16 protein-coding genes are annotated in these 23768 nt (G+C 40.2%); 7 read left to right on the forward strand and 9 right to left on the reverse strand.

Features of this window, described 5'->3' with window-relative positions:
- Positions 1 to 452 precede the first annotated feature (452 nt).
- Positions 453 to 1280, reverse strand: coding sequence for a glutamate racemase (gene murI / locus I6J03_RS16450; RefSeq protein ID WP_003004067.1), 828 nt, complete (start codon positions 1278 to 1280; stop codon positions 453 to 455).
- 54 nt (positions 1281 to 1334) lie between these two features.
- Entirely contained in the window at positions 1335 to 2753 is a 1419-nt protein-coding gene (locus I6J03_RS16455) for a glycoside hydrolase family 125 protein (RefSeq protein WP_003004063.1), read from the reverse strand.
- A gap of 190 nt (positions 2754 to 2943) precedes the next feature.
- Between I6J03_RS16455 and I6J03_RS16460 the strand changes: the two genes are divergently transcribed.
- Both I6J03_RS16460 and aroQ read left to right on the forward strand, forming a co-directional pair.
- A complete protein-coding gene (locus I6J03_RS16460; protein ID WP_003004060.1) occupies positions 2944 to 4584 on the forward strand; it encodes a hypothetical protein in 1641 nt (546 codons plus the stop codon).
- Between the two features lie 33 nt (positions 4585 to 4617).
- Positions 4618 to 5034 (forward strand): type II 3-dehydroquinate dehydratase, encoded by a 417-nt coding sequence (gene aroQ / locus I6J03_RS16465; RefSeq protein ID WP_003004057.1) that lies wholly within the window; start codon positions 4618 to 4620, stop codon positions 5032 to 5034.
- Positions 5035 to 5098: 64 nt separating this feature from the next.
- Here the strand turns inward: aroQ and I6J03_RS16470 are convergent, their stop codons facing one another.
- A complete protein-coding gene (locus I6J03_RS16470; RefSeq protein WP_003004056.1) occupies positions 5099 to 6304 on the reverse strand; it encodes a multidrug effflux MFS transporter in 1206 nt (401 codons plus the stop codon).
- A gap of 49 nt (positions 6305 to 6353) precedes the next feature.
- Positions 6354 to 7184, reverse strand: coding sequence for a prolipoprotein diacylglyceryl transferase (gene lgt, locus I6J03_RS16475; protein ID WP_003004054.1), 831 nt, complete (start codon positions 7182 to 7184; stop codon positions 6354 to 6356).
- A 480-nt stretch (positions 7185 to 7664) separates the two neighbouring features.
- On the opposite strand from lgt, the gene I6J03_RS16480 reads away from it, so the two are divergent.
- The 3 genes from I6J03_RS16480 (at position 7665) to I6J03_RS16490 (ending at position 10904) form a co-directional block, all read left to right on the forward strand.
- A complete protein-coding gene (locus I6J03_RS16480) occupies positions 7665 to 8783 on the forward strand; it encodes a M42 family metallopeptidase (RefSeq protein WP_039989586.1) in 1119 nt (372 codons plus the stop codon).
- 46 nt (positions 8784 to 8829) lie between these two features.
- Positions 8830 to 9141 (forward strand): DUF3467 domain-containing protein, encoded by a 312-nt coding sequence (locus I6J03_RS16485; protein WP_003001357.1) that lies wholly within the window; start codon positions 8830 to 8832, stop codon positions 9139 to 9141.
- A 254-nt stretch (positions 9142 to 9395) separates the two neighbouring features.
- Positions 9396 to 10904, forward strand: a complete 1509-nt coding sequence (locus tag I6J03_RS16490) for a carbon-nitrogen hydrolase family protein (protein WP_003004049.1) — start codon at positions 9396 to 9398, stop codon at positions 10902 to 10904.
- Positions 10905 to 10990: 86 nt separating this feature from the next.
- On the opposite strand, the gene smc is transcribed toward I6J03_RS16490, so the two are convergent.
- Positions 10991 to 14533, reverse strand: a complete 3543-nt coding sequence (smc, locus tag I6J03_RS16495; RefSeq protein ID WP_003004047.1) for a chromosome segregation protein SMC — start codon at positions 14531 to 14533, stop codon at positions 10991 to 10993.
- 116 nt (positions 14534 to 14649) lie between these two features.
- Positions 14650 to 15135: a regulatory protein RecX gene (locus I6J03_RS16500; RefSeq protein WP_201693821.1), complete on the reverse strand. Its 486-nt coding sequence runs from the start codon at positions 15133 to 15135 to the stop codon at positions 14650 to 14652.
- 72 nt (positions 15136 to 15207) lie between these two features.
- Between I6J03_RS16500 and I6J03_RS16505 the strand changes: the two genes are divergently transcribed.
- Positions 15208 to 17649 (forward strand): bifunctional UDP-N-acetylmuramoyl-tripeptide:D-alanyl-D-alanine ligase/alanine racemase, encoded by a 2442-nt coding sequence (locus I6J03_RS16505; protein ID WP_003004045.1) that lies wholly within the window; start codon positions 15208 to 15210, stop codon positions 17647 to 17649.
- Between the two features lie 52 nt (positions 17650 to 17701).
- The gene (locus I6J03_RS16510) at positions 17702 to 18298 is read left to right on the forward strand and encodes a DUF502 domain-containing protein (RefSeq protein WP_003001351.1); all 597 of its coding nucleotides are present in this window, start codon (positions 17702 to 17704) and stop codon (positions 18296 to 18298) included.
- A 59-nt stretch (positions 18299 to 18357) separates the two neighbouring features.
- Here the strand turns inward: I6J03_RS16510 and I6J03_RS16515 are convergent, their stop codons facing one another.
- Genes I6J03_RS16515 through I6J03_RS16525 form a run of 3 tightly spaced genes read right to left on the reverse strand, consistent with a single transcriptional unit; the run spans position 18358 to position 23702 of the window.
- The gene (locus I6J03_RS16515) at positions 18358 to 19425 is read right to left on the reverse strand and encodes a hypothetical protein (RefSeq protein ID WP_201693823.1); all 1068 of its coding nucleotides are present in this window, start codon (positions 19423 to 19425) and stop codon (positions 18358 to 18360) included.
- A gap of 11 nt (positions 19426 to 19436) precedes the next feature.
- Positions 19437 to 21212 carry an HSP90 family protein gene (locus I6J03_RS16520; RefSeq protein WP_003004042.1) on the reverse strand — a complete coding sequence of 592 codons (1776 nt, stop codon included), beginning with the start codon at positions 21210 to 21212 and terminating at the stop codon, positions 19437 to 19439.
- A gap of 3 nt (positions 21213 to 21215) precedes the next feature.
- Entirely contained in the window at positions 21216 to 23702 is a 2487-nt protein-coding gene (locus I6J03_RS16525; protein WP_201693826.1) for a tetratricopeptide repeat protein, read from the reverse strand.
- Positions 23703 to 23768: the final 66 nt, after the last annotated feature.

The raw sequence follows: 23768 nt of genomic DNA on the forward strand, positions 1-23768 counted from the left end.
CAATCCTATACTTTCGGGTGGGGATAAAATGGATCCGGCGTTGTACTTTTACATCGTATTTAACCAACATCTTAAAATGGGAGATAGCTTATTAACCATCCATTTATTCTTTAATGTGCAGTCTTGGGGAAGGGCCGGCCGCAATTAGTTTTCCGGACGGTTATGTACATTTTTTGTAATTGGTTAATAAAATCTCAAAAGGGAATAATTTCGATTACTACAGCAAATTGGATTATTCCCTTTTCCTTAAGATTGGTGAGCAACGGCTATTGCGGGATAATATTCAGCCTGTTTGACAGGAAATAATGTAGAAGCAGAAAGAAGACCGGACAAATCGGATTTTCTTATGATACATCTTTAAAGCGCAAATTATTAACCCAAATAAATCATCACTTCTTGTGGTATCTTTTTAAGGTGGATCTTCCTGATCCACCTTAAATTATGCTTAAAAGTCAGACTTTTATAGTACTGGCTTTTACGGGGTGTCCGAAAAATATTTCAGCTTTCTCTTCAAATCCTGAAGCATCATCTGTGGTAAAAAATTGTAATGTAGAACCTTTCGAACAATTTTGCTCTACTTCAGGATGTCTTTCCAGATAATTTTTCAGGCTATGTGCTACAATGGGTCCCTGCGAGATAATCTGAATATGAGGAGGAACGAACTGCTTGATTACTGGAAGTAACAAAGGGTAGTGCGTGCATGCCAATACTATGGTATCAATATCCGAAGATTGCGAAAGAAGCTCGTGAATATCTTTTTCTACAAAATACCGGGCACCTTCTGTATCTATTTCATTGTTTTCTACCAGGGGTACCCAAAAAGGGCAATCATGCTGAAACACCTCAATTTCCGGGTAGAATTTGTTGATTTCAATTTTGTAGGATTCTGATTTTACCGTGCCGGTAGTAGCCAGTATACCTATCTTATTTGTAGTTGTATATTCCTTGATTATTTCGGTTGTTGGCCTGATAACACCTAGTACCTTCTTCCCGGGAGGAAGGTCATGTTGCTGTATAGATCGTAAGGCTTTTGCAGATGCGGTATTGCAGGCCAGAATAACCAGATCGCAGCCCAGATCAAATAATTTGAAAACGCATTCTTTCGTAAACTGATAGACGGTTTCAAAAGAACGGTTGCCATAAGGAATACGGGCATTATCACCCAGGTATATATAGTCGTATTCAGGAAGTTCCTTTTTGATTTCTTTAAATACAGACAACCCTCCGTAACCGGAGTCGAATACACCTATAGGGCTGTTGTGAAGTACAGTATTGGACATAAAAAACGCTATTGAGAATATTCCCAATAGCGTTTTACCTTAAGAATATTCTGTTTACTTAAGCAAAGATGGCTTTTCTTTATAAGTTTTCCATAGTAATTCTCCAAATAATGTATTTGCCCATGCAAACCAGTGACGGGTGAATTTAGCGGGATCATCTTTATGGAAGGATTCGTGCATAAATCCGGTGCCTCCATGGGTATTAACCAGCGTCTGAATGCAGTTGCGGATCTCTTCATCATTCGTAGAAGTGAATGCACGCATGATGATCGACATTGGCCAGATCATATCACGACCGATGTGCGGACCTCCGATACCTTCAGCTTTTGTTCCTTTAAAGAAGAACGGATTGTCTGAAGAAAGGATATATTTACGTGTACGTTGGTACACTTCATCATTGACATCTACAGCCCCAAGATATGGTAAAGCCAATAAGCTTGGCACGTTAGCATCGTCCATCATAAGATGACTGCCGAAACCGTCTACCTCAAAAGCGTACACACGGCCAAACTGCGGATGATCGATAATACCATATTTCTGAATAGCTTGTTCTACTTCATTGGCAAGGCTCTCCATTTTAGAAGCAAGGTCCGTGTTTTTGTTTACAACACGTAAGATTTCGGCGGATTGTCTCAAACTGACTACTGCAAACAGGTTTGAAGGAATCAGGAAGGAGAAGATAGTCGCATCATCCGATGGACGGAAGCTGGAACAGATCAGTCCTACAGGTTTTACAGGATAACCTAATCCATCTACTTGCAAGGTATCTGTACCGCGAGCCGTTGTACGTTCGAATTTGTATGGTCCTACACTTTCTTTACGTTGTTGCTCTACAAATGTTTTGTAAATGTTATGTTGTGCTTTTACCCATTCCTCATCAAATGGAGTTGCATCATTTGTCGCCTTCCAGTATGCGTATGACAGACGGATAGGGTAACATAGAGAATCTATTTCCCATTTACGCTCGTGGATACCCGGTTTCATATCCGTATGGTCACTGAACCATTCTCCTTTTTTAGTAGGATCGTTGTAGAACGCATTTGCATAAGGATCAATGATGATACACTTGCTCTGCTTGCGCACTAATCCCATGATAAGATTCTGAAGATTCTTATCTTGCTTCATAAAAGGAAGGTATGGCCATACCTGCGCACTGCTGTCACGAAGCCACATCGCATCGATATCTCCTGTGATGACATAGGTAAGTGGTTTATTTCCATCTTTTTCAGGATAAACAGTTGTGTCCAATGTATTTGGAAAACAATTGTTAAACATCCATGCCATCTCTTTATTCGAAACTCCTTTCTGGAATTCGGTAATCACATCTTCAATGACTTTACTGGAAAAATGTCTTTTATCTTTTGCGATACGTACTACCGGAAATGAATTTTGCATCTCGGCGAATGAAAGTTTACTGGCCATCATTCCGGACGTCAGAAGGGCGGCATTTTGAATGAAAGTTCTTCGTTTCATTATGGTGGAGTTATAAATTAGTTTCTGTAATAATTTGCAATATAATAAAAATATATTTCTTTTTAAACGCGGCAAATACGTTTTAGCTTTATCAAAACTGACATTGATAAAAATCGAGTCAATAATATTTAGTTAATTTGCAGTTAGGAATGGATTTTGCTTGTAGAATCCGTTGAAACTTGATATATATATGAAATTCACTTTACTCAGACCCTGGCTGCGTTGGACCTTTGCCGTATTGCCTTTATTACTTGTATCTCATACTGCATTAGCACAGGTCAGAAATCAGACATATTCTTATCAGTATTATCAGAAATTCAACGAACTCGTGTATTCTCCTGATACCCGGGAATTTACATCTTCCAAACCCTTTATATTTAAGGATCAGCTATTATCAAAATATGACTCTTTACAAAATTTAGGACATGTCGATTCGGATAATATCTTTATGCGTAAGATATTTAATGAACATCTGGTACAGGTAGAAAAAGAAGATCATACTTTTTACCTTGATTTTATGCCGGATTTTCAGATTGGTAAAGATCTGATGGGAGACAAACGCAGTACCTGGATGAATACACGCGGAATTCAGGCAGGTTTGACTATAGGAGACAAGTTTACATTCTATGCCAATGCTTTTGAAAACCAGGCGCGGTTTCCGGAGTATCTGGATACGTATATGACCCAGAATAAGCTTATTCCTGGACAAGGAGTTACCAAATTACAATCTAATAATGTTAAAGACTGGATGTATGCAACCGCGAGTGCTACTTATGATGTAAATCCCTACTTACAGGTTACACTGGCGTACGACAAAAACTTTATCGGAGACGGTTACCGCTCCTTATTACTTTCGGATTTCTCATCCAACTATACCCATCTGAAGTTAAGAGGTAAAATCGGTAATGTACAGTATACCTCGATATGGGCGTATATGACAGATCCCAAAAATCCGAGAGTGGATTCGCTGAATTCAGGAGGCCGCTTCGGGGATGGAATCAAGTGGGGGGCATTTCAATATTTAGATTATAATGCAACAAATAAGTTGTCGGTAGGTTTTTTTCAGGCCGTGATCTGGGCTAATCAGAATGAAGCCGGTAAAAGAGGATTTGATTTTAACTATATCAACCCTATTATCTTTTTACGGGCAGTAGAATCAAATAATTATTCATCTCCGGATAAAATGTTTCTAGGACTGAATGCCAAGTATAAAGTCCTGCGCAATGCAACTGTATATGGTCAGTTCTTACTGGGAGAATTTACAGCAAGCGAATTTTTCAAAGGAAATGGCTATGCGCACAATAAATGGGGTGTACAGCTCGGTGCACGTGGATTTGACCTGTTCGGTGTGAAAAGTCTTAATTTTCTGGGAGAATTTAACACCGTACGTCCATATACTTATCAGCACTTTACCTCTATATCTAACTATAGTAACCATGGTGAACCTCTGGCGCATCCCTCCGGAGCTAATTTCAGAGAATTTATCGGAATGCTGAATTATTCTTGGAAGCGATTTGATTTTTCAGGCCAGTTGATTTATAACAGATTCGGTACAGATCCCAATCCGGATATCAATATGGGGGGTGATATCTTCCAATCTTATGAGACTCTCCCAAATAGATATGGAAATTATATCGGACAAGGTGTAAAGAATAATCTGTATTATGCTGATATGAGAGCTGCATATGTGTTGAACCCGAAGTATAACCTGAGGTTTGAAGTGGGGTATACCCAACGCTATCGCCAGATCGAAAATCTTCCGACGCAAAAATCAGGTGTTATTTCAGTAGGATTGCGTTCGTCGTTCCGCAATTTTTATGGAGATTTCTAAGAATAACCTATCTTTACGGAATAGCATAAGCACATGAAAAAAATATTAATAATCAACGGTCCGAATCTTAATCTCTTAGGTGTGAGAGAAAAGAGCATTTACGGAGATCAGGATTTTAAGTCATATTTTGAAACATTGAAACAGCGGTTTCCGGAACTGGACCTGAACTATTTTCAGAGCAATTCAGAAGGAGCCATTATTGACAAAATTCATGAGGTAGGTTTTGATATCGATGGAATTGTGTTAAATGCGGGTGCATATACGCATACTTCTGTAGCTATAGGAGATGCTATTGCGGCAGTGAAGACTGCGGTTATAGAGGTACATATTTCCAATGTATACGCCCGCGAAGAATTTCGCCATAAATCATATCTGGCGAAGAACTGTAAAGGCGTACTTTGTGGTTTTGGATTGGACGGCTATCGCTTAGCTATAGAAGGACTGATCTAAAGCATAACATAATCATATAATGAAAACGGGCTGTTCTGATAATCAGAACAGCCCGTTTTTTGTATTATTCAGTAGCAGGTTTTAGTAATTTCGGCAGATATGAGTATATAATAAGCCCTAAAAACGAGCATGCAGACATGACAATCACCATTGGCAACGAGGTGTTGTTGTGCAGTATACTCACTGCTCCGGAAGCCAGTGCTCCAATGCCCATCTGAAAGCAACCCAATAAGGCAGAAGCACTTCCGGCAAGTTCTTTGAATGGTGCTAAGGCCAGGGCAGAAGTATTCGGGAAAATAAATCCCTGAGCCAGCAGAATCAGAAAAATAAATCCGACCATAGTAGGAAGGGTGATCCACCCCCCTAAAGTCACAACAATAAATAATGCAGAGATACTTACCTGTAAGCGTGATGCAAATTTGGAAATATCGCTACTTGACCATCTGTTGAGTGCAATCCTATTGATCTGCGTAGCCAGGATAAGTGCAGATGCGATTATTGCGAATACAATTCCATATTCTGATTCTGTAAGTCCGTATAGTTCCTGCATGACGAACGGCGATCCGGCCAGGTAGGCGTATAGTGCGGATGCAGTAAGTGCGCTGACGAGACAAAAGCTCAAAAATTGCGGGTTTTTACAAACCGTCCAAAAGTTAATTGTGACCTGTTTCGGTGCTAAAGAAAGATTCTTATTTCCGGCAAATGATTCCGGTAACAGGAAAATAACGCTGATCAGAATAAGGACAGCCATGACCGTCAGAATGGTAAAGATCATATGCCACTCAAAGTGTGACATGACGAATGCCCCGACACTCGGTGCCAGAATAGGAGAGATACCCACGATAAGCATCAGCATACTGAATATCTTTGCAGACTCCTGCGGACCAAAATAATCTCTCACCATTGCCCGCGAAGCGACCATACCCGAGCAGCTGCCCAGGGCCTGGATAAAGCGAAAAACAATTAACTGTTCAATACTAGTTGAGAATATACACATTATAGATGCGAAAATATACAGACTGATTCCTACGATCAGTGGTTTTTTGCGTCCGAATTTGTCAAGAAGAGGTCCGTAAACAAGCTGACCAATAGCTATCCCGATAAAAAAAGAAGAAAGAGATAGTTGTACGCGATCTACAGAAGTGTCAAAATCCGTTGCTATAGTTTTGAAAGCCGGCAGATACATATCAATAGAGAAGGGACCGATAGCCGATAGCAGACCCAGAATAAAAATAATAGTACTTCGTTTGAATTTACTGAAATTGTGCATATATATTAAAAATGAAAAAGCCCTTTTTTCTTAAAAAGGGCTTTTATGATTATTTGGATTGACCTTCTTTCGGTTTTCGGAAGATCAGATAAAAACCCGCAAGAATAAATGGGATACTCAGGATCTGTCCCATATTAAATAACATATTTTTTTCAAAATCTTCCTGATCTATTTTGAAGTATTCCAGAACAAATCGCGCACCGAATAATAACACCAGAAATATTCCGAACAGATATCCGGGTTTGAGAAAGCTCTTCTTATTGTACAGGTACCACATTACAATAAAAATAATCACATAAGCCAATGCCTCATACAACTGTCCTGGATGACGGGGAATATTGTCAATGTTTTTGAATACCACACCCCAAGGGAGATCTGTAGGCGGGCCAATCATTTCAGAGTTGAAGAAGTTACCTAATCTGACAAAAGCTCCTGCTATCGGTACGACAATCACAAGACGATCTGCCACCCACATAAAATTGATCTTTGTTTTTCTGGCAAAGAGATAGATCGATGTCAATATCCCGACCGCAGCGCCATGGCTGGCTAAACCTGCAAAACCTGTCATTTGGAAATTGCCATTTGCATCCCAACGGAAAGGAAGGAAAATCTCCATGATATGATCCTTATAGTAATCAAACTCATAAAACAGACAATGTCCCAGACGGGCACCGATTAATGTTCCTAAGAAAATATAGATACTTAACTGATCCAGTTGTTCCTGGGTCTTGCCTTCTCTTTTGAAGATCTTCAGCATCAGGACATACGATATTGCAAATGCTGCCAGCCAGCAGAGTGCATAATAGCGTAATCCAAAAGAACCAATCTTAAATATTTCGGGATGAATATCCCAATTGATTATATTGAAAAGATTTTCCATTTGTTATGAACTATTTTGATGCTGTAAAGATAGTATTTCTCCACCTTTTTAAAAGGCTTTGGCTAAATGTTTTAAGCCCGGTGAAAGCCTTGGCGGAATATACAAGATCTTATTCTGTTATAGTAAGGTTATTCTGTGTAAGTTAGAACATACTTCAAACCCGCAGGTAATATTTTTAATACATCTTCAGCATTATAAATAAGACACTCAGCTGATCTCTGAATTAATATAATTATAATCTTTCCGGAAAGAATCAGGGGAAAGAGTGCTTTATTGTGATTTTTTGATTATTTTACATTCGTATCCCCGCATAGGGTTTTATGCTGTGCTGTCAGGGGAGAAGATGTACATTATAATCCTTGTTTTTTAACGTAAATTAAACTGAATAGAGGTTTCCGGTCCGAAAACTTAAGATTATCTTTTTTAACTTTGTCCTGACCTTACTGTGTAAGCAATCGTATCTGAAATCATTAATTGAATATGGCTAAGAAAAGTGAAAAAATAGAAAAAAAACACATTCCGATAGTGACAAAAGAGTCGCTTTCTTTTTTTGAAAAATATATAAATAACCCTTCACCAACAGGTTTTGAGTGGGAAGGGCAACGCATGTGGCTGGATTATCTGAAGCCATATGTAGATACAACTTATATTGATAATTACGGTACAGCTGTAGGAATTATCAATCCGGATGCGCCTTATAAAGTAGTGATAGAAGCACATGCAGATGAGATTTCCTGGTTTGTAAATTACATTACCAAAGACGGATTGATCTATGTCATCCGTAACGGAGGTTCAGATCATCAGATTGCACCTTCCAAGCGCGTAAATATCCATACAGACAAAGGAACGGTAAAAGCTGTATTCGGATGGCCGGCTATTCACACCCGTTCCGGAGAAAAGGAAGAAGCACCTACTCTTAAAAATATTTTTCTGGATTGCGGTTGTACCAGCAAAGAGGAGGTAGAGGCTCTGGGTATTCATGTCGGTTCGGTAGTGACGTATGAAGATGAATTCATGATCCTCAATGACCGTTATTATGTAGGACGCGCACTGGACAATCGTGCAGGCGGATTCATGATCACTGAGGTAGCACGTTTGCTAAAAGAAAATAAGAAAAAATTACCTTTCGGTCTTTATATCGTTAACTCCGTGCAGGAAGAAATTGGTCTTCGCGGGGCAGAAATGATCGCTGATTATATCAAACCTCATGTCGCCATTGTGACCGATGTAACCCACGACACACAAACACCGATGATCAATAAGATTACCCAGGGAGATCTGGCCTGCGGTAGCGGCCCTGTGTTGTCTTATGCACCTGCAGTACAGATCAATCTGAATAAACTCTTAGTCAAGGTTGCAGAGCAGAATGAGATTCCGTTCCAGAGACAGGCCTCATCCCGTTATACAGGGACGGATACAGATGCCTTTGCTTATTCTAACGGTGGTGTACCTTCGGCATTGATCTCTTTGCCGCTTCGTTACATGCATACTACAGTAGAGATGATTCATAAAGAAGATGTAGATAATGTGATCAGACTGATTTATGAAACTGTATTGGCAATAGAAGAGGGACAGGATTTCAGAACATTCAAAAGTTAATAATAAGACTATATTATAAAAACCCTAAACATATATTACAATAAGAATGGAAAATAACAATCAGGAGAATCAGGAATTGAGTATTGAACTGACGGAAGAAACAGCAGAAGGAGTATACTCCAATCTGGCTATTATTACACATTCATCTACAGAGTTTGTTGTAGATTTTGTTCGTATTATGCCAGGTGTACCGAAAGCGAAGGTCAAATCCAGAATTATTTTGACTCCCGAACATGCAAAAAGGCTTTTAGGTGCTTTGCAGGATAATATTAACCGTTTTGAAGCTCAAAACGGATCAATTAAAGCCAATGATAATACATTGCCGCTTAATTTTGGAACTCCAAAAGGAGAAGCATAAGTAAATCTTTTGCGGCCTTTATCCGAGGATAAAGGCCGCAATTGTTTATAAACGAAACTCATCCTTTCAGCCGTTGCGATCCACATGTACCAGCCGGTATATCAGGATATTCAGACTTTCTTTCGTAAAAATTAGCTGATTAATTTCAAAAAAATGCTAAGTTAGGATAACAGTTGGCATTATTTTTTGTTTGAATGATGTACGATCGCTGATCTTAATTTTTCACTTACATTAAATTTTAAAAAATAATATATATGGATATACAGGTAAGACCTTTGACCAAGAAGGACTATAGAGATTTAAAAAACTCAATGGAAGAAGCTTATCAGGGTATGGGAGAAGTCTGGAGCCGGGAAAATATTGTCGATCTTATTGATTTATTTCCCGAGGGGCAGTTATGTGTGGAGGTCGATGGTCATGTTGTCGCTTGTGCCTTATCCATTATCCTTAATTCAAAAAAGAATAATATCTATGATAGTTATTATGATATTATTGATGATGGTAAATTCAGTAAACATACGCATGAAGGTGATACTTTATACGGGATAGAAGTTTTTGTTCATCCGGATCATCGTGCATTACGCCTGGGACGAAGACTTTATGACTCCCGTAAGGAACTGTGTGAGCAACTCAATCTCAAAAGTATTGTAGCCGGAGGACGTATTCCTAACTACCATAATTACTCAGAAAAAATGAGTCCCCGTGTTTATATCGAAAAGGTAAAACGCAAAGAAATCTACGATCCGACGCTCACGTTTCAGTTGTCCAATGATTTCCATGTCAAGAAGATTCTGAAAAATTACCTGCCAGAGGATATGGATTCCATGGAGTTTGCGGTATTACTGGAATGGAATAATATTTATTACGAACCCGATTCCCGTTCCATTTCTACATCCAAACAAACTATACGTCTTGGACTGATACAATGGCAGATGCGCCTCTTTGATAATGTCGAGGCTTTCTATGACCAGATTGAGTTTTTCGTAGATACGGTCAGCGATTACGGTGCTGATTTTATTATGTTTCCCGAATTTTTCAATACTCCTTTGATGAGTCCGTTCAATGATCTTCCTGAAAGGACTGCAATGAAAAGACTGGCGGAACTCACCAATGAGATCGTAGATCGTATACAGCAGTTTGCGGTATCATATAATGTTAATATTATAGCAGGGTCTATGCCTGTTTATGAGAATAATAAACTGTATAATGTTTCCTATCTCTGTCATCGGAGCGGTAAAGTAGACTCCTATCGTAAGATCCATATCACCCCGAATGAGTCCAAGTATTATGGTATGATAGGAGGGAATGAAGTCAAAGTATTTGATACAGATTGTGGTAAGATCGGATTATTGATCTGCTATGATGTAGAATTCCCGGAATTGAGCCGTATACTGGCCGATCAGGGTATGCAGATTTTATTTGTACCTTTTATGACAGATACGCAGAACGGATATATCCGTGTACGTACCTGTGCACAGGCACGTGCTATAGAAAATGAATGCTATGTGGCTATTGCAGGTTCAGTCGGTAATCTGCCCCGTGTCAATAATATGGATATTCAATATTCCCAATCGGCTGTATTCACCCCCTCTGATTTTGCATTTCCCAATAATGCCATCAAAGCCGAAGCTACTCCCAATGCTGAAATGGTGCTGATCGCAGATGTGGACTTATATGCGTTGCGGGATCTGCATGAATATGGTACCGTCAAGATCATGAAAGACAGAAGAAAAGATCTGTACGATGTACGGTTATTAAAATAAGAGCAGGAATAGTAATAATCAGGTCCTGATATAAGAAAATCTTCACCCGGCATGTTTTACAAATTTGCCGGGTGAAGATTTATTTTTTAAGCGACATCTCTCAGGTCGACGGCAACTACTCTGGAGATTCCCTGTTCTACCATGGTCACACCGTAGATGACATCTGTACTTGCTATAGTACGCTTGTTGTGCGAGACTACTATAAATTGTGAATCGTTAGAGAATTCACGGATAATATTGTTGAATTTGTCAATATTGGTATCATCAAGCGGAGCATCTACCTCGTCGAATATACAGAAAGGTGCCGGCTTCAGCAGATACAGGGAGAATAACAGCGCTGTAGAAGTCAACGTCTTCTCTCCTCCCGACAATTGATTAATAGAAAGTGGTCGCTTGCCTTTAGGACGTGCAATAATGTCAATATCCGATTCCAGTGGATTGTCCGGATCAGAAAGGGTCAGGTCACAGCTGTCTTCTTCATTAAATAATGATCTGAACACACGGATAAAGTTTTCGCGGATCATAGTAAAGGCCGTCATAAACTTATCTTTAGCCGAGTCATCGATCTCCTTGATGGTGGCCATTAGAGAATTTTTGGCTTCCAGCAGATCAGATTTTTCTTTCGTTATGAAGTCCGACCGCTCGTTCATTTCATCATAGGCTTCTTTAGCCATAGGATTGATTGTCCCGTACTCATCCAGTTGTTTCTTGATCTTTTCACAGGCCATCTGCAGCGCTTGCTGAGACAGGCTTGTTTCGGGAGGTTCTGTTTCCAGAAGATCTTTGAGGTCAATATTGAACTCTACAGAAAGACGCTCACGAAGAGCATTCAGATCGATCTGTAATCTGGTCTTTTTATCTTTAATCTCACCGATCAGCATATCGGTAAGCTCTTTGGATTTGCGTGATTGTGCTATAGCTTCTTCCAGATCATTGATGACTTTGCGTGAAGCATAGAAGTCCTCTTCTATGTCCTGTAAGCCTTTTTCAAGAGCTTCTTTCTGAGCGTACATAGCAAGCAGATCCTCATCGTTATGATCTACGTGCTGAAGTGTGTCTTTTATACTTTGTTGTACCTCTTCATATTCAATCGTATTCTTTTCGATGCGGGCTTCAAATGTTTCTTTCTGAACATCTCTGTATTCCAGATCCTTCTGAATACCCGATACTTTATTCTGTTGCTGATGAAAATGAATATTCTGTTGATTGAATACCGCTGATTTTTCAGTCAGGATATCAGATATTTCATTAAAGTTTTCCTGCAGATCCTGTACCTCCAGATCTCTCTTTTGGTTTTCAATTTTCAGATCCTGCAAGGTCGGGTCTGCCGTCAAAAGATCATTGGTAATAGCCGTGATTTTGGCTTCTATATCCTGTTTACGGTTATGACTATTGGTGATAAAAGTCTGGTATTGTTCCTGTTTGGTTTTGACGGATATCAGTTCATTGTTGAGACGATTAAGCTGATGGCGTAATTCATCTATAGTCTCCCGTTGTGAATTATTCTTCAGCGACAGCAGTTTACCGGATTGCTCTACTTCACGGGTTTGCAGTTCTACGATCTGCTGATTCAATGTTTTGATTTCTTTTGCAAGATTCTCCAGGTTTTTGGCCCTTCCGATTCTCTTTCCTTCAAACAATCCTACCGAACCACCCATAAGTCCTAATCTGTTTTTTGCAAATCGTCCCTCTTTGTGCAGTATGATTGTATCATCCTGCGGAAGCTGCGTTTCCAGATCTGCAGATTCGCCTTGTTTCAGAATGAAAACATGTTGTAGTAAGATCTCGCACAGCGTTCTGTACTTTTCTTCTACAGTGATCACATCCAATGCCCGGATCAGTTTTTCATCCTCAACGGCAGGGGCGGAGGGAGAAAGTGAAGTGATAGCATCCAATACAAAAAAGTTTGCTCTTCCTCTCGACGCATCACTCAACAACTGGATGGCCTGTACGGCATCCTGTTGTGAATCTACCACATAATGATTCATGATAGGCTCCAGGTAGTTCTCCACTGCAACACGATAGTCTTCTTTACAAAAAAGAATATCCGAGAAGAGCGGAAATTGTTTTTTCCAACCTGCACTTTTGCGCAGGAACCGGATAGACTCCGGAAATCCTTCCAGATTATCGACCAATGACTTGGTCAGATTATATTCGTTCTGTTTAGCATCGACTATACGACTTTGTCTGTTGAGCTCATCCTTAATCGTCTGCAACTCAGATTCCGTAGCAGAGATCTGTAGCTGAAGTTCGCTTTCAGATTGTATAGCGGATTCATATTGCTGCTGCTGAGAGTCCACACGACCTTCAAGATCTGCAACGGCAATATTAAACTGGTTTAATTCCGTTTCTTTAGAAGCGGTATCGCTGACATTGCGCAGAGACTCCTGCTGAAGAGCATCTTTTTGTATATTGAGTACTGCGATATCTTTTTCCAGCTGATAGATTCTGCTCTGAATTTCTCCTCTTTCTTTTTGAAAACTGTCTAACTTGGCTTTGGCCGACTGTTGTTGTGCTCTCAGTTCTTCTACTTCAGTCTTGTTAGCATCCAGATCCGTTTTTATAGTGTCAAATTTGGATTGCTCTTCAAATAGCTCCTCATTGAGTCTTTTTATATTATAGAAAGCATGGTTGAGTTGTTGCTTATCATTTGCCAGTTCTGCACTTAATCTCGCTTCTTTTTCCTGCAAATGACGCATCTGCTCATTTTTGATCTTTTTCTCCGATTCGTATGCTCTTATCTTATTGACATACTCGTGTGTACTCTTTTGTTGTACAGAGAGATTCTTCTCTTTAGCAAGGATATCCTTTTTCTTCTCCTGCAGCTCCGTTTCCTGCAGGCCGATCTGAGACTGATTCTGCTGAATAACTTCCTGCTGTGCAGCTTCCTGTTCTTCCAGTTTTTCCAGGTCCTGGCTGAAATCTGCCAGTTTGAAATAGGCCAGACTTACGCTGGCATCTTTATATTCATCCTTGAGACGGAAATATTTATCAGCTTTCTTTGCCTGATTTTCCAGACTCTTCAGATTCTTACCAATCTCAAATAGGAGGTCATCCACACGGCTAAGGTCGTTTTCTGTTTCTTTCAGTTTAGAAAGCGTTTGTTTCTTACGAACCTTGTACTTGGATATACCGGAGGCTTCTTCAAAAAGATTACGTCGGGAATTATCTTTATTATTGATAATCTCGTCAATCATTTTCAACTCAATGATGGAATAGGTGTCCGCCCCAAGACCTGTATCCAGAAAAAGATCTGTAATATCTTTTAAGCGACATTTTACATCATTCAGTCTATATTCACTTTCTCCGTTTCGGTAGAGTTTTCTGGTGATATTCACGGTTGAGAACTCTGTAGGAAGAATGTTTTTTGTATTATTAAAGGTGAGGGATACTTCGGCCAGATTAGCAGGCTTACGGTTTTTAGTACCGTTAAAAATGATGTTTTCCATCTTTTCCGAACGCAGCGCTCGGGTGCTTTGTTCACCCATTACCCAACGGATCGCATCTACCACATTGGATTTTCCGCAACCGTTAGGGCCCACAATAGCCGTCACACCATCATTAAAGTTGATCGTAATCTTGTCACCAAAACTTTTGAACCCCTTTATCTCCAACTTCGTTAACTGCATATTCGTTAATTTACTTCTTCTAAAAAATAACGTGCGAAAATACTAAATATGTTTATATCCACGTAACATAGATTTTAAGTTAGGTTTATTTTTGAAGGATATTGGCTGTATGCCGGTCAATATATGTTTTCTTTTAGAAGATCCCATATTTCTGTGCTTTCAAACCCTCTTCCGGCAGCATATTGAGCCAACTTGTTTTTACGTAGATACGGATCGTCCTCTTTTAGCGAAGCTGCTTTTTTTTGCAGGATATCTGCCAGACGGGAGATGTACTCATCGTAATCAATTGCTGCTAATGCTTGTTTGATAAGGGGAGGAGATACTTTTTTGAAAGTAAGCCCTTGTTTTATCTTTATCCTTCCCCAGCCTTTCATTCTGAATTTACCCGAAGCATAGGCCAGAGCAAACCGTTCTTCATTGAGGAAATTGTCGGAAATAAGCTCGACAATTATATTTTCCACATCTTCTTGATGTAGTCCCCAATCATAGAGTTTATCTCTTACTTCCTGTTGTGCCCGTTCCTGATAAGCACAATAATTCTCCGCTTTGAGCTTAGCTTGTGCCGCTGTCAGTACCCTCTTTTTCTTTTCATCGTCCTGCATCTTACAAAAATTAAAAAAATACCCAACTTATGGAAAAAATGGCAATCTTTGATCTACCAAAAGAGAGGTAGTATGTACACGATTTCAGAGATTCAGGATATTATTAAGCCCCGCAGATCTTATTTAGCCGATACCAAGGTAAGTATCCATTACCTGCTATATGACAGTAGAAAGATTGCACATGAAAAATTAGGTGTTTTCTTTGCATTTACCGGACGTCAGGACGGTCATCTTTATATTCAGGACGCTTATAATAAAGGAGTGCGTAATTTTGTCCTGGAAAAAGATGCAGAACAGGAAGTACAGATGCCCGATGCCAATATCCTGTGGGTTGCAAATTCATGGACAGCCCTGCAATCTTTGGCAAAACATAACAGATCACAATTTCAAGGGCCAGTCATCGGTATTACGGGTAGTAACGGAAAGACTATAGTAAAGGAATGGTTATTTCAGCTGATGTCTCCGGAATATAAAATCTACAGAAGTCCTAAAAGTTACAACTCTCAACTTGGCGTAGCTCTATCTCTATGGGATCTGTCCAATCAGTATAATCTGGCTATTATCGAAGCTGGTATCAGTCATGTCGGTGAAATGGATCGTCTGGAAGCTATGATCAAACCCACTTATGGAGTACTTACCAATATTGGTATTGCTCATCAGCAGGGATTTGCTTCTAAGCTGGAAAAAACCGAAGAAAAACTCAGGTTGTTTAAAGATGCAGAGACGCTTATTTACCCGGCCAAATATCTGGAGGCTGTACAGATCCCCTATAAACCGCGTAAACTGTCCTGGGGAGAAGAAGAAGATAATCAACTGGAAGTCTATTCTATCCGCAAACCGGAGGATGGAGAGACCTATGTGACGCTATACTATGGCGGAAAGACGTTTGGCATTTCGGTTCCGTTTACAGACAGTGCCGCTATGGAAAATGCTATTACCTGTGTAGCGGTGATGCTACGTTTTGGTTACGATACAGCGCTGATAGCCGAGCGGATCAGGAATCTGTTGCCGGTTGAGATGCGTCTGGAATTGAAGAACGGTAAAAATAATACATCTGTTATAGACGATTCATACAGCAATGATCTGGTGTCCCTGCAGATTGCTTTGGATTTTTTAAATCAACAGCATCAGCATACGAATAGCATACTCATCTTATCCGATATTCCGGGTGTAACGCTGACTGATGAAAAGAATCTCAACAAGCTCAAACGTCTGGTTGCGGACCGTAATCTGACCCAACTGATCTTAATAGGCCCCGTGCTGAGGCAGTACGCTGAACAATTAGGGGTGCCTTCTCAATGCTATGCATCTACGGCCGATTTCATTGCTAATCTGAAGGATATAGAATTTCGTGATGCTACCATATTGCTGAAAGGAGCGCGTGACTTCCATTTTGAGGACATCAGCAAGCTGTTAGTCGCAAAATCTCATGATACGGTATTAGAGATCAATCTGAATGCATTGGAGCATAATCTGAATGTGTATCGCGGACTGGTACCCAAAGATGTGAAAATGATGGCTATGGTTAAAGCCTTTTCTTATGGAAGCGGAAGTTTTGAAATTGCAAACCTCTTACAGTTTAATCAGGTAGATTATCTTACTGTAGCCTATGCAGATGAAGGTGTGGAATTGCGTAATGCAGGAATTACGCTGCCTATTGTAGTCATGAGTCCGGATGAAAATGCTTTTGAATCCGTAGTTCAGCATAATCTGGAACCTGAAATCTATAGTTTTCGTATTCTTCATGCCTTTATTTCATTTGTCAGGATCAAAGGCCTGAAAAATTTCCCTATTCATATCAAGGTAGATACCGGTATGCACAGGCTAGGTTTTATGCCGGATGAAGCAGAAGCGCTGATCGATATCCTGCGTCAACAGGATGTGGTCCGGGTACAATCGGCATTCTCTCATCTTGCCTCTGCTGCAAATTCACAGGATAATGCATTTACGGCTGAGCAGATCCTTAAGCTGGATCAGTTTGCGAAGAAACTGCAGCAGGAGCTGGGATATAGTTTTTTACGTCATATCGCAGCTACTTCAGGAATTGAGCTGTGGCCGTCCGCTTATTTTGATATGGTGCGTTTGGGGATAGGTATGTATGGTGTTGAGGCGAGCAGGACGGATCTCAGCTTACAGACAGTAGGTGTATTAAAGACGAATGTAACTCAGATTAAACATATTCCGGCATCAGAGACTGTCGGATACAACCGTCATGGAGTATTGTATCGGGACAGCAAAATTGCAACGATCAAGATCGGTTATGCAGATGGATATGACCGTCGGTTTGGTAACGGAGTAGGGAAGATGCTGGTCAACGGACATCTCGTGCCGACTGTAGGGGATATTTGTATGGATATGTGTATGCTCGATGTGACAGATATTGCTGTAAGTGAAGAAGATGAAGTTGTTGTGTTTCCGGATATTACAGCGGCTGCAAACAGTATTGGGACGATTCCGTATGAGTTACTTGTCAATATTTCACAACGGGTAAAAAGAGTATATTTTTACGAATAATGCGCTGATGATTTCGCATCTTTGTAAATCATTTTTTAGGGTATAATACACCATGTTTTCAAAAATTTTTAGAGGGTTTTTAAACTATCTGATCAAGGGTACCTTGGTCATGGTTCCTTTAGCAGGAGCAATTTTTCTGATTGTCTGGATTGTAGCATCAGTAGATTCGACTTTGAATCTGACCGAACATTTCTTAGAGGATGAAAGCGGTCATCCCTTGTATATTCCGGGTATCGGGATATTAACCGTTATACTGATCCTGGTTCTGGCTGGAGTTATATTCACAAATTTTGTGACAGATCCGATCAAGCAGTGGATTACACGCCAGATTAACCGTATACCTTTGTTCAATACCTTGTATTCCTCCATTAAGGATTTCACGGAAGCTTTTGTCGGGGATGCCAAGAAATTCAACGAGCCGGTATTGGTTACTGTAAACGATATGGGACTTAAGAAGATCGGATTTCTGACACAACATGATCTGAGCAAACTCAATCTTCCGGATGATGTGATAGTTTACTTTCCCTATTCCTACTCTTTTGCAGGTCAGGTCGTGATTGTTAAGGCTGATAAGGTAGAAAAATTGAATATGTCTGCTACAGATGCGATGAAACTGGTTGTTTCAGGCGGTGTCAGCGGTTTGGAGTAAGATAATTATAAATATATATCGAAATGGCCCTGCAAATTCCTTGCAGGGCCATTTTTGTATTATCTGGTTTTTATCTGATTCGTGAAATTGTTATTCTCATTGCGAAGGTCAAACTGCTTTGCCAGTAACTTTGCTTTATCCAGATAGTAAGTGTAAATCTCATCTACCGTATAGGTGTTTTCCGGGCGATACAAAGCGTGCGAAGGAGGAATATTCAGCGTTACGGTTTCTCCGCCTTGTTTTTGAGATAACGCTTCTGCCATTCCTCTTGCAAAGAAAAACCTTGTGCTCTTATCAGTATCCAATGTCCATGGGATGAATTGTTCTACATAATTCCAGGCTGATTCGGGTTTTAAGGCAAAGATGACAGGCATAAAATCTCCCAATGAACTAATGAGGTAAGTATCTTCTTCCCGCTCCGATAATTCCTGTATCACACGATCCAGGTATTGCTGTGCAATATCCTGCTGACCGTTTATCAGGGCATGGTAAGCAATATTGACACGTGTTACAAGCGGAACACGTGCACAGGTATACTGTTCCTGAAGGATAGGCTGAGCTTTATTCAGACCTTCCTCAAAATTATTATCCTGCAATAGCGTCAGTACTTCACTGTCGAGTTCACAAGCTTGACAATCACTGATTCCGTCCCGTGGAAAGAGGTTGATCTGGCTTTGCAGGTAAAGACTCTTTTCCACATCCATCTGTTCTGCTGCTTCATGCAAGAGTTTGGAATGATAAGCTCGCAGATTATATCCTTCCAGTTCAGATCTTCTTTTGAAATCGTCCATAATATTATTCATGTGTGCAAGGCTGATTTCAGGATTAGACTGTACTTCACTTATGATCCATTTGTATTTCCATAGCAATTCTTCGACATCATACTCATCAGGAGAAGCATCGTATGCGTTGAGCAGCCAGCTGAATGTAGGCAGGAAGTTCTTCCGGTCGGTATGTTCCCATTCGATGTCCATCAGCTGCATGCGCAGTTCATATGCCCATTCAATATCCTGATTATCATCTGCAAGCTGTATAGCCTGTAAAAAGTATTTGATCTTATCTTTATTTTTATCATCCAGGTAAGATGCTTTATTTAAGAGTTTTTGTATTTCTAATGTATAGATCATGCTGTTGTCTGCTAAATATTTAAAAAATTGTCAATGCCCATGACCAACATGTCATTAATGGCTTCGTTGAATAATGTCATCTCGGTATCACTGACCGGATATTTACCAAGAAGCAGTGATTGTACATACAGGATATGAACAATAGACCGGATCATATAATCGTCTTTCAGGGAGAGAAGATTAGCAATCAGCTTATTATTACCGTTAAGACACAATAAGGGTTTATTTTCATTCTTTTTGGCGGCGAATGAGCCTAAAATATCATTTAGCGGATTCGCTGCTGATTTTTTGACTGATGACGACTTGATTGCATCCGTTCCGGTGATATAAAGTGCCGGAATATCTTCCGGTGCATAAGCTTTTATCAGCACCTCACAGTTTTGAGGCTTCAGTACATCATTAGCCTTATCTATAAAGGTTACATAAGCTATTTCCTGCTCGGGTGATAAATCCCGGAAACGCGCCATGATATCTTGTGGTGTGATCTCCTTTACCTGAATGGATGTATCAATGTACTGTGCTTTTTTCAACAATTCTTCCTCAAAGGTATAGGCTGCATTGATCACCAGTATTCCCTGTGATTCTGCAATTCTGCGCATTTGCTTGAAATCATCAATGTTGGGTGTGTAATAAATACAATCCTGATAATTTTTGATATTCTTAAAGTTCCGGAATCCTTTATTTGTCTCAAAAGGCAGGTCATCGAGGAATACCCGGAGCATATCATTATCTTCTGCAGCTATAGCCTTGATATGCAGATAATGAGTATTGATCAGACCGTTGTATACCTTATTATCTATTGTACGTATATTCCGGAGGTAGTCTTTGATCGCTTCAGCTATTTCTTTTTGAGTTGCTTTCAGGCTTTCATTTGCCATTAATGATTCACGTGATGCTGTAGCCTGCAACTGATTGCTGTTGATAATACAACGGATGAAAAATGCCCATCGCGGTAACAGCCTGCAGTCGTCATCACTCAAAAACATTCTTTTGAGATACAATTTGTGTTGCTGCCGATTCGAAAACTGTGCTTTATGAGGCAGTATATAAGCTATAGCCTTTACTCCTCCGGAGGGAGCTTCGATACGGAAAGCATCAATAAAGTTGGTATGAAAGGTTTTCTTTCCTATTTCGAGCAATTCCTCTTTGCTGATATCATGTTCCATCCATTTTCCGGCAGCAGGATTGATCAGTAATTCCTGATCGCCTTCTATGCAGGTAATAGGAATAGGGAGCAGGTCCCCGTAGTAGCTGAGATTTTGTTCAAGAGAGGAAAAAGCAAAAAGATGCATCCATTCCTTTTTTGGTGTCAACAGCACGCGTGTTCCAATGGCTCTTGGTTCAGCGATATGTTCAATTTCGTAAGTTCCGTTTGCGTGTCCGGTCCAGCGAATTGCCTGTTCGCTCATAGCAGAGCGGGTTTCCAGCACGATCTCATTACTGACCACAAAACAAGAAAGGAGACCAATACCAAATTTTCCAATAAAATCCTGAGCATCGATGCTGTCCCTTTTGGAACTCTCTCCGATCACGGCTATAAACTTATGAATTTCGGCTTCGGTCAGTCCGATGCCGTTATCCTCGAATATCATCTTTTTGTCTTCCAGACGGACCGTGATTTTTCCCTGATGCGATTCATCCAGATTTTGAAATGCTGTGATCGCATCTACTGCATTCTGGAGTAATTCACGCACAAAAGTATTCGGATTACTGTACAGGTGCTCTGAAAGGAGCGAAATCATCCCTTTCAGATTGACCTGGAAAATATATGACTCTTTTTTTTCCATGAATTATCTTTTTGACTTTCTGACTATTTTTTCGGCTTTTTCATGCCCGTTTTCTGCTGCCAGCTCATACCAGTACATGGTCTGCTCTTCGCTTTCTTCCACACCGTCACCCATCAGGTAACAGTTGCCCAGTTCGAATTGTGCAGCAGCATGGTTTTGTTCTGCAGCCTGGCGGATCAGTTTAATACCTTCTTCTTTATTCACGGCAACGCCATTTCCTTTCAACAGTAATAGACCTGCATTAAATTGTGAAGGGATATCACCATAATTAGCCGCCGTTGCAAACCAATGATACGCCTGACTTTCATTTTTACGGGTGCCTGTACCGCTTAAGTAGCATTTACCAAGTCTGTACATCGCATTTTTGTTGTTTTTGTTGGCGGCTATTTCATAGTATTTAAATGCTTCAGAAGCGTTGGCTTCTGTGCCAAGTCCGTATTCATAACAAATACCGAGTCCATCAGATATGACTTCATAATTGTTATAAGCTTCCAGGTATAGGGACAATGCTTTCTCATATTCATTGAGCTGATCATAATCATATAGATAATAATCTCCAAGTTCAAGGAAAGCATAAGGCTGATTGTTTTCTTTAGCTTTATTAAGCCATATGAGGGCCTGTTCCGTATCAGCCAATATAGGTTCGCCCAGACTGCCGTGCATCAGATATGAGCCCGTCTTGTATTGCGCAAACGGATAATTCATTTCTGCAGCCTCCTTCATAAGGTCGAATGTTTTCTGTGCATCAAAACTGACTCCAAATTCATAGTCATAGCACATTGCCAATTCGACCATTCCTTTAGGAAGTCCTGCGTCGGCAGCTTTCTGAAAGTATGCAACAGCAAGATCCGGATTCTGTTCATGTACAATTCCATACCGGTAACACCGCCCCATTTCGTAGATACAATTGATCTCCTGCAGTTCAGCGCCTTTTTCATACATACGTACCGCCTCCTGCTGATCAGTCTCACCGTCTGTATGGTAACCAAACTCCAGATACTGACCTCTTATATAACAGGCGTATCCATACCCGCCATTGGTTTCTGAAGCGAGAGTGAATAGTTCAAAAGCCTTTGCGTAATCTTTGTCAAGTGTGCCATCTTCATACATGAAAGCAAGTTCGGTTATACAATAGGGATTACCCTGTTCCAATCCTTTTTCAAAATATTTTCTGGCTTTTTCATTGTCAACTTCTGTCCCAATACCGTAACGGTGCAGTCTGCCGGCATTGTTATTTCCGTAGAAATGATTCAGCTCAGCCGCTTTCTCATAGTAGGTGAGTGCTTTATCCGGTTCGGGCGTGCCAGTTGCAGTCATTCCGAGTTCATGCAGGTATCCGAGACGGTAATAGGCATATGCGTTTTGATTAGCTTCAGTTGCCCTTTCAAAATATAACTGTGCTTTTGCTACATCTTTAGGGACGATCTGATCCTCCAAATATATTTCAGCTTTCTCTACCAATGCATCCGACAGCTTTTGTTCGCATGCCTGATCCAGGTATTCCAGACCTCTTTTTGTATCCTTGTAAGCTTCAACATGAAGGTATATCAATGCAAGACGATAGGTCGAAAATGCATTTCCGTATAGCTGACCGACAGTAAACCATTTTAATGATTTTTCATATTCCTCTTTAGGAGATTGTTCTTTAGGAAATGCCAGGTGTCCTAAATTATTCATAGCGTCGATATTTCCTCTGACTGAAGCCTCTTCCAGCAGATTCATGGATTCTTGAGGGCTGTTTTCATAATTAATTAAAGCATATCGGGTCATTGCATAAGCTGATATATAGTTCTCCATGCAATACTTGAATACTTCTTTCGCTTTTTGTGGATCTCCCTGCCATTCATAGTAACAAGCCTCCAGAATATAGCCGTTCTTGACAATTTTGGTATCTGTGCTTTTTTGCAATTCCTCAAAAAGAGGAGGGATGCTGTCAAATGCTTTTTTATCCAGATACATATAGCCGCGGTACAATTTGCCCCATTCGCTGTTGTCTTCTTCCAGTATGCGGGTAGCTTCTTCTTTATCCTGGCGGGTCAGATAGTCATAATACAGGAAATAAGCATATACGGACCTTCCTATGGCCGCTCCGTGATGAGTAGCTGCAAGCAGGTATTCTTCTACTTTGGCTTTGTCCTGGAAGCTCTTGCGGGCTTCCTGATATTGAAATGCCAGTTGTGCATAAGCTTCCGGCCAGTGAGCAGCCAGATTTTCTAATACTTCATTGATCTTGGTCCAGTAAAAAATGTAATCTTCATCATTTAGGGAATAAGACGAATGAAAGTCAAGCCCATCATGGAAAAGATTCTCATAAAGTTTGACTACAGCTTCTTTCTTCAGATTGAAGTAAGCAATGCTTTTTTCTAAAAGAGCCAGGCCTTTGAACCAGTTTTCAGGATGCTGTAAAAATGTGTATTCTGTTTTAAAATTTTCCAATGTGGAAACATCAGTTTCAGCAAGTATGCTTTCGTAACGGGAGTTCAAATTCATGTTTAATTCGATTTTGTCCTAAAATATGGTTTGAATATAATAACGATTTGTGTGATCTTTTATTCA

This window comes from Sphingobacterium spiritivorum, from assembly GCF_016724845.1.
Lineage (GTDB): Bacteria > Bacteroidota > Bacteroidia > Sphingobacteriales > Sphingobacteriaceae > Sphingobacterium > Sphingobacterium spiritivorum_A.

Excerpts from the sequence above, each read along its gene's own strand:
- murI (WP_003004067.1), bottom strand. The coding sequence starts at position 1,280 with ATGTCCAATACTGTACTTCACAACAGCCCTATAGGTGTATTCGACTCC.
- I6J03_RS16455 (WP_003004063.1), bottom strand. The coding sequence starts at position 2,753 with ATGAAACGAAGAACTTTCATTCAAAATGCCGCCCTTCTGACGTCCGGA.
- I6J03_RS16460 (WP_003004060.1), top strand. The coding sequence starts at position 2,944 with ATGAAATTCACTTTACTCAGACCCTGGCTGCGTTGGACCTTTGCCGTA.
- aroQ (WP_003004057.1), top strand. The coding sequence starts at position 4,618 with ATGAAAAAAATATTAATAATCAACGGTCCGAATCTTAATCTCTTAGGT.
- I6J03_RS16470 (WP_003004056.1), bottom strand. The coding sequence starts at position 6,304 with ATGCACAATTTCAGTAAATTCAAACGAAGTACTATTATTTTTATTCTG.
- lgt (WP_003004054.1), bottom strand. The coding sequence starts at position 7,184 with ATGGAAAATCTTTTCAATATAATCAATTGGGATATTCATCCCGAAATA.
- I6J03_RS16480 (WP_039989586.1), top strand. The coding sequence starts at position 7,665 with ATGGCTAAGAAAAGTGAAAAAATAGAAAAAAAACACATTCCGATAGTG.
- I6J03_RS16485 (WP_003001357.1), top strand. The coding sequence starts at position 8,830 with ATGGAAAATAACAATCAGGAGAATCAGGAATTGAGTATTGAACTGACG.
- I6J03_RS16490 (WP_003004049.1), top strand. The coding sequence starts at position 9,396 with ATGGATATACAGGTAAGACCTTTGACCAAGAAGGACTATAGAGATTTA.
- smc (WP_003004047.1), bottom strand. The coding sequence starts at position 14,533 with ATGCAGTTAACGAAGTTGGAGATAAAGGGGTTCAAAAGTTTTGGTGAC.
- I6J03_RS16500 (WP_201693821.1), bottom strand. The coding sequence starts at position 15,135 with ATGCAGGACGATGAAAAGAAAAAGAGGGTACTGACAGCGGCACAAGCT.
- I6J03_RS16505 (WP_003004045.1), top strand. The coding sequence starts at position 15,208 with ATGTACACGATTTCAGAGATTCAGGATATTATTAAGCCCCGCAGATCT.
- I6J03_RS16510 (WP_003001351.1), top strand. The coding sequence starts at position 17,702 with ATGTTTTCAAAAATTTTTAGAGGGTTTTTAAACTATCTGATCAAGGGT.
- I6J03_RS16515 (WP_201693823.1), bottom strand. The coding sequence starts at position 19,425 with ATGATCTATACATTAGAAATACAAAAACTCTTAAATAAAGCATCTTAC.
- I6J03_RS16520 (WP_003004042.1), bottom strand. The coding sequence starts at position 21,212 with ATGGAAAAAAAAGAGTCATATATTTTCCAGGTCAATCTGAAAGGGATG.
- I6J03_RS16525 (WP_201693826.1), bottom strand. The coding sequence starts at position 23,702 with ATGAATTTGAACTCCCGTTACGAAAGCATACTTGCTGAAACTGATGTT.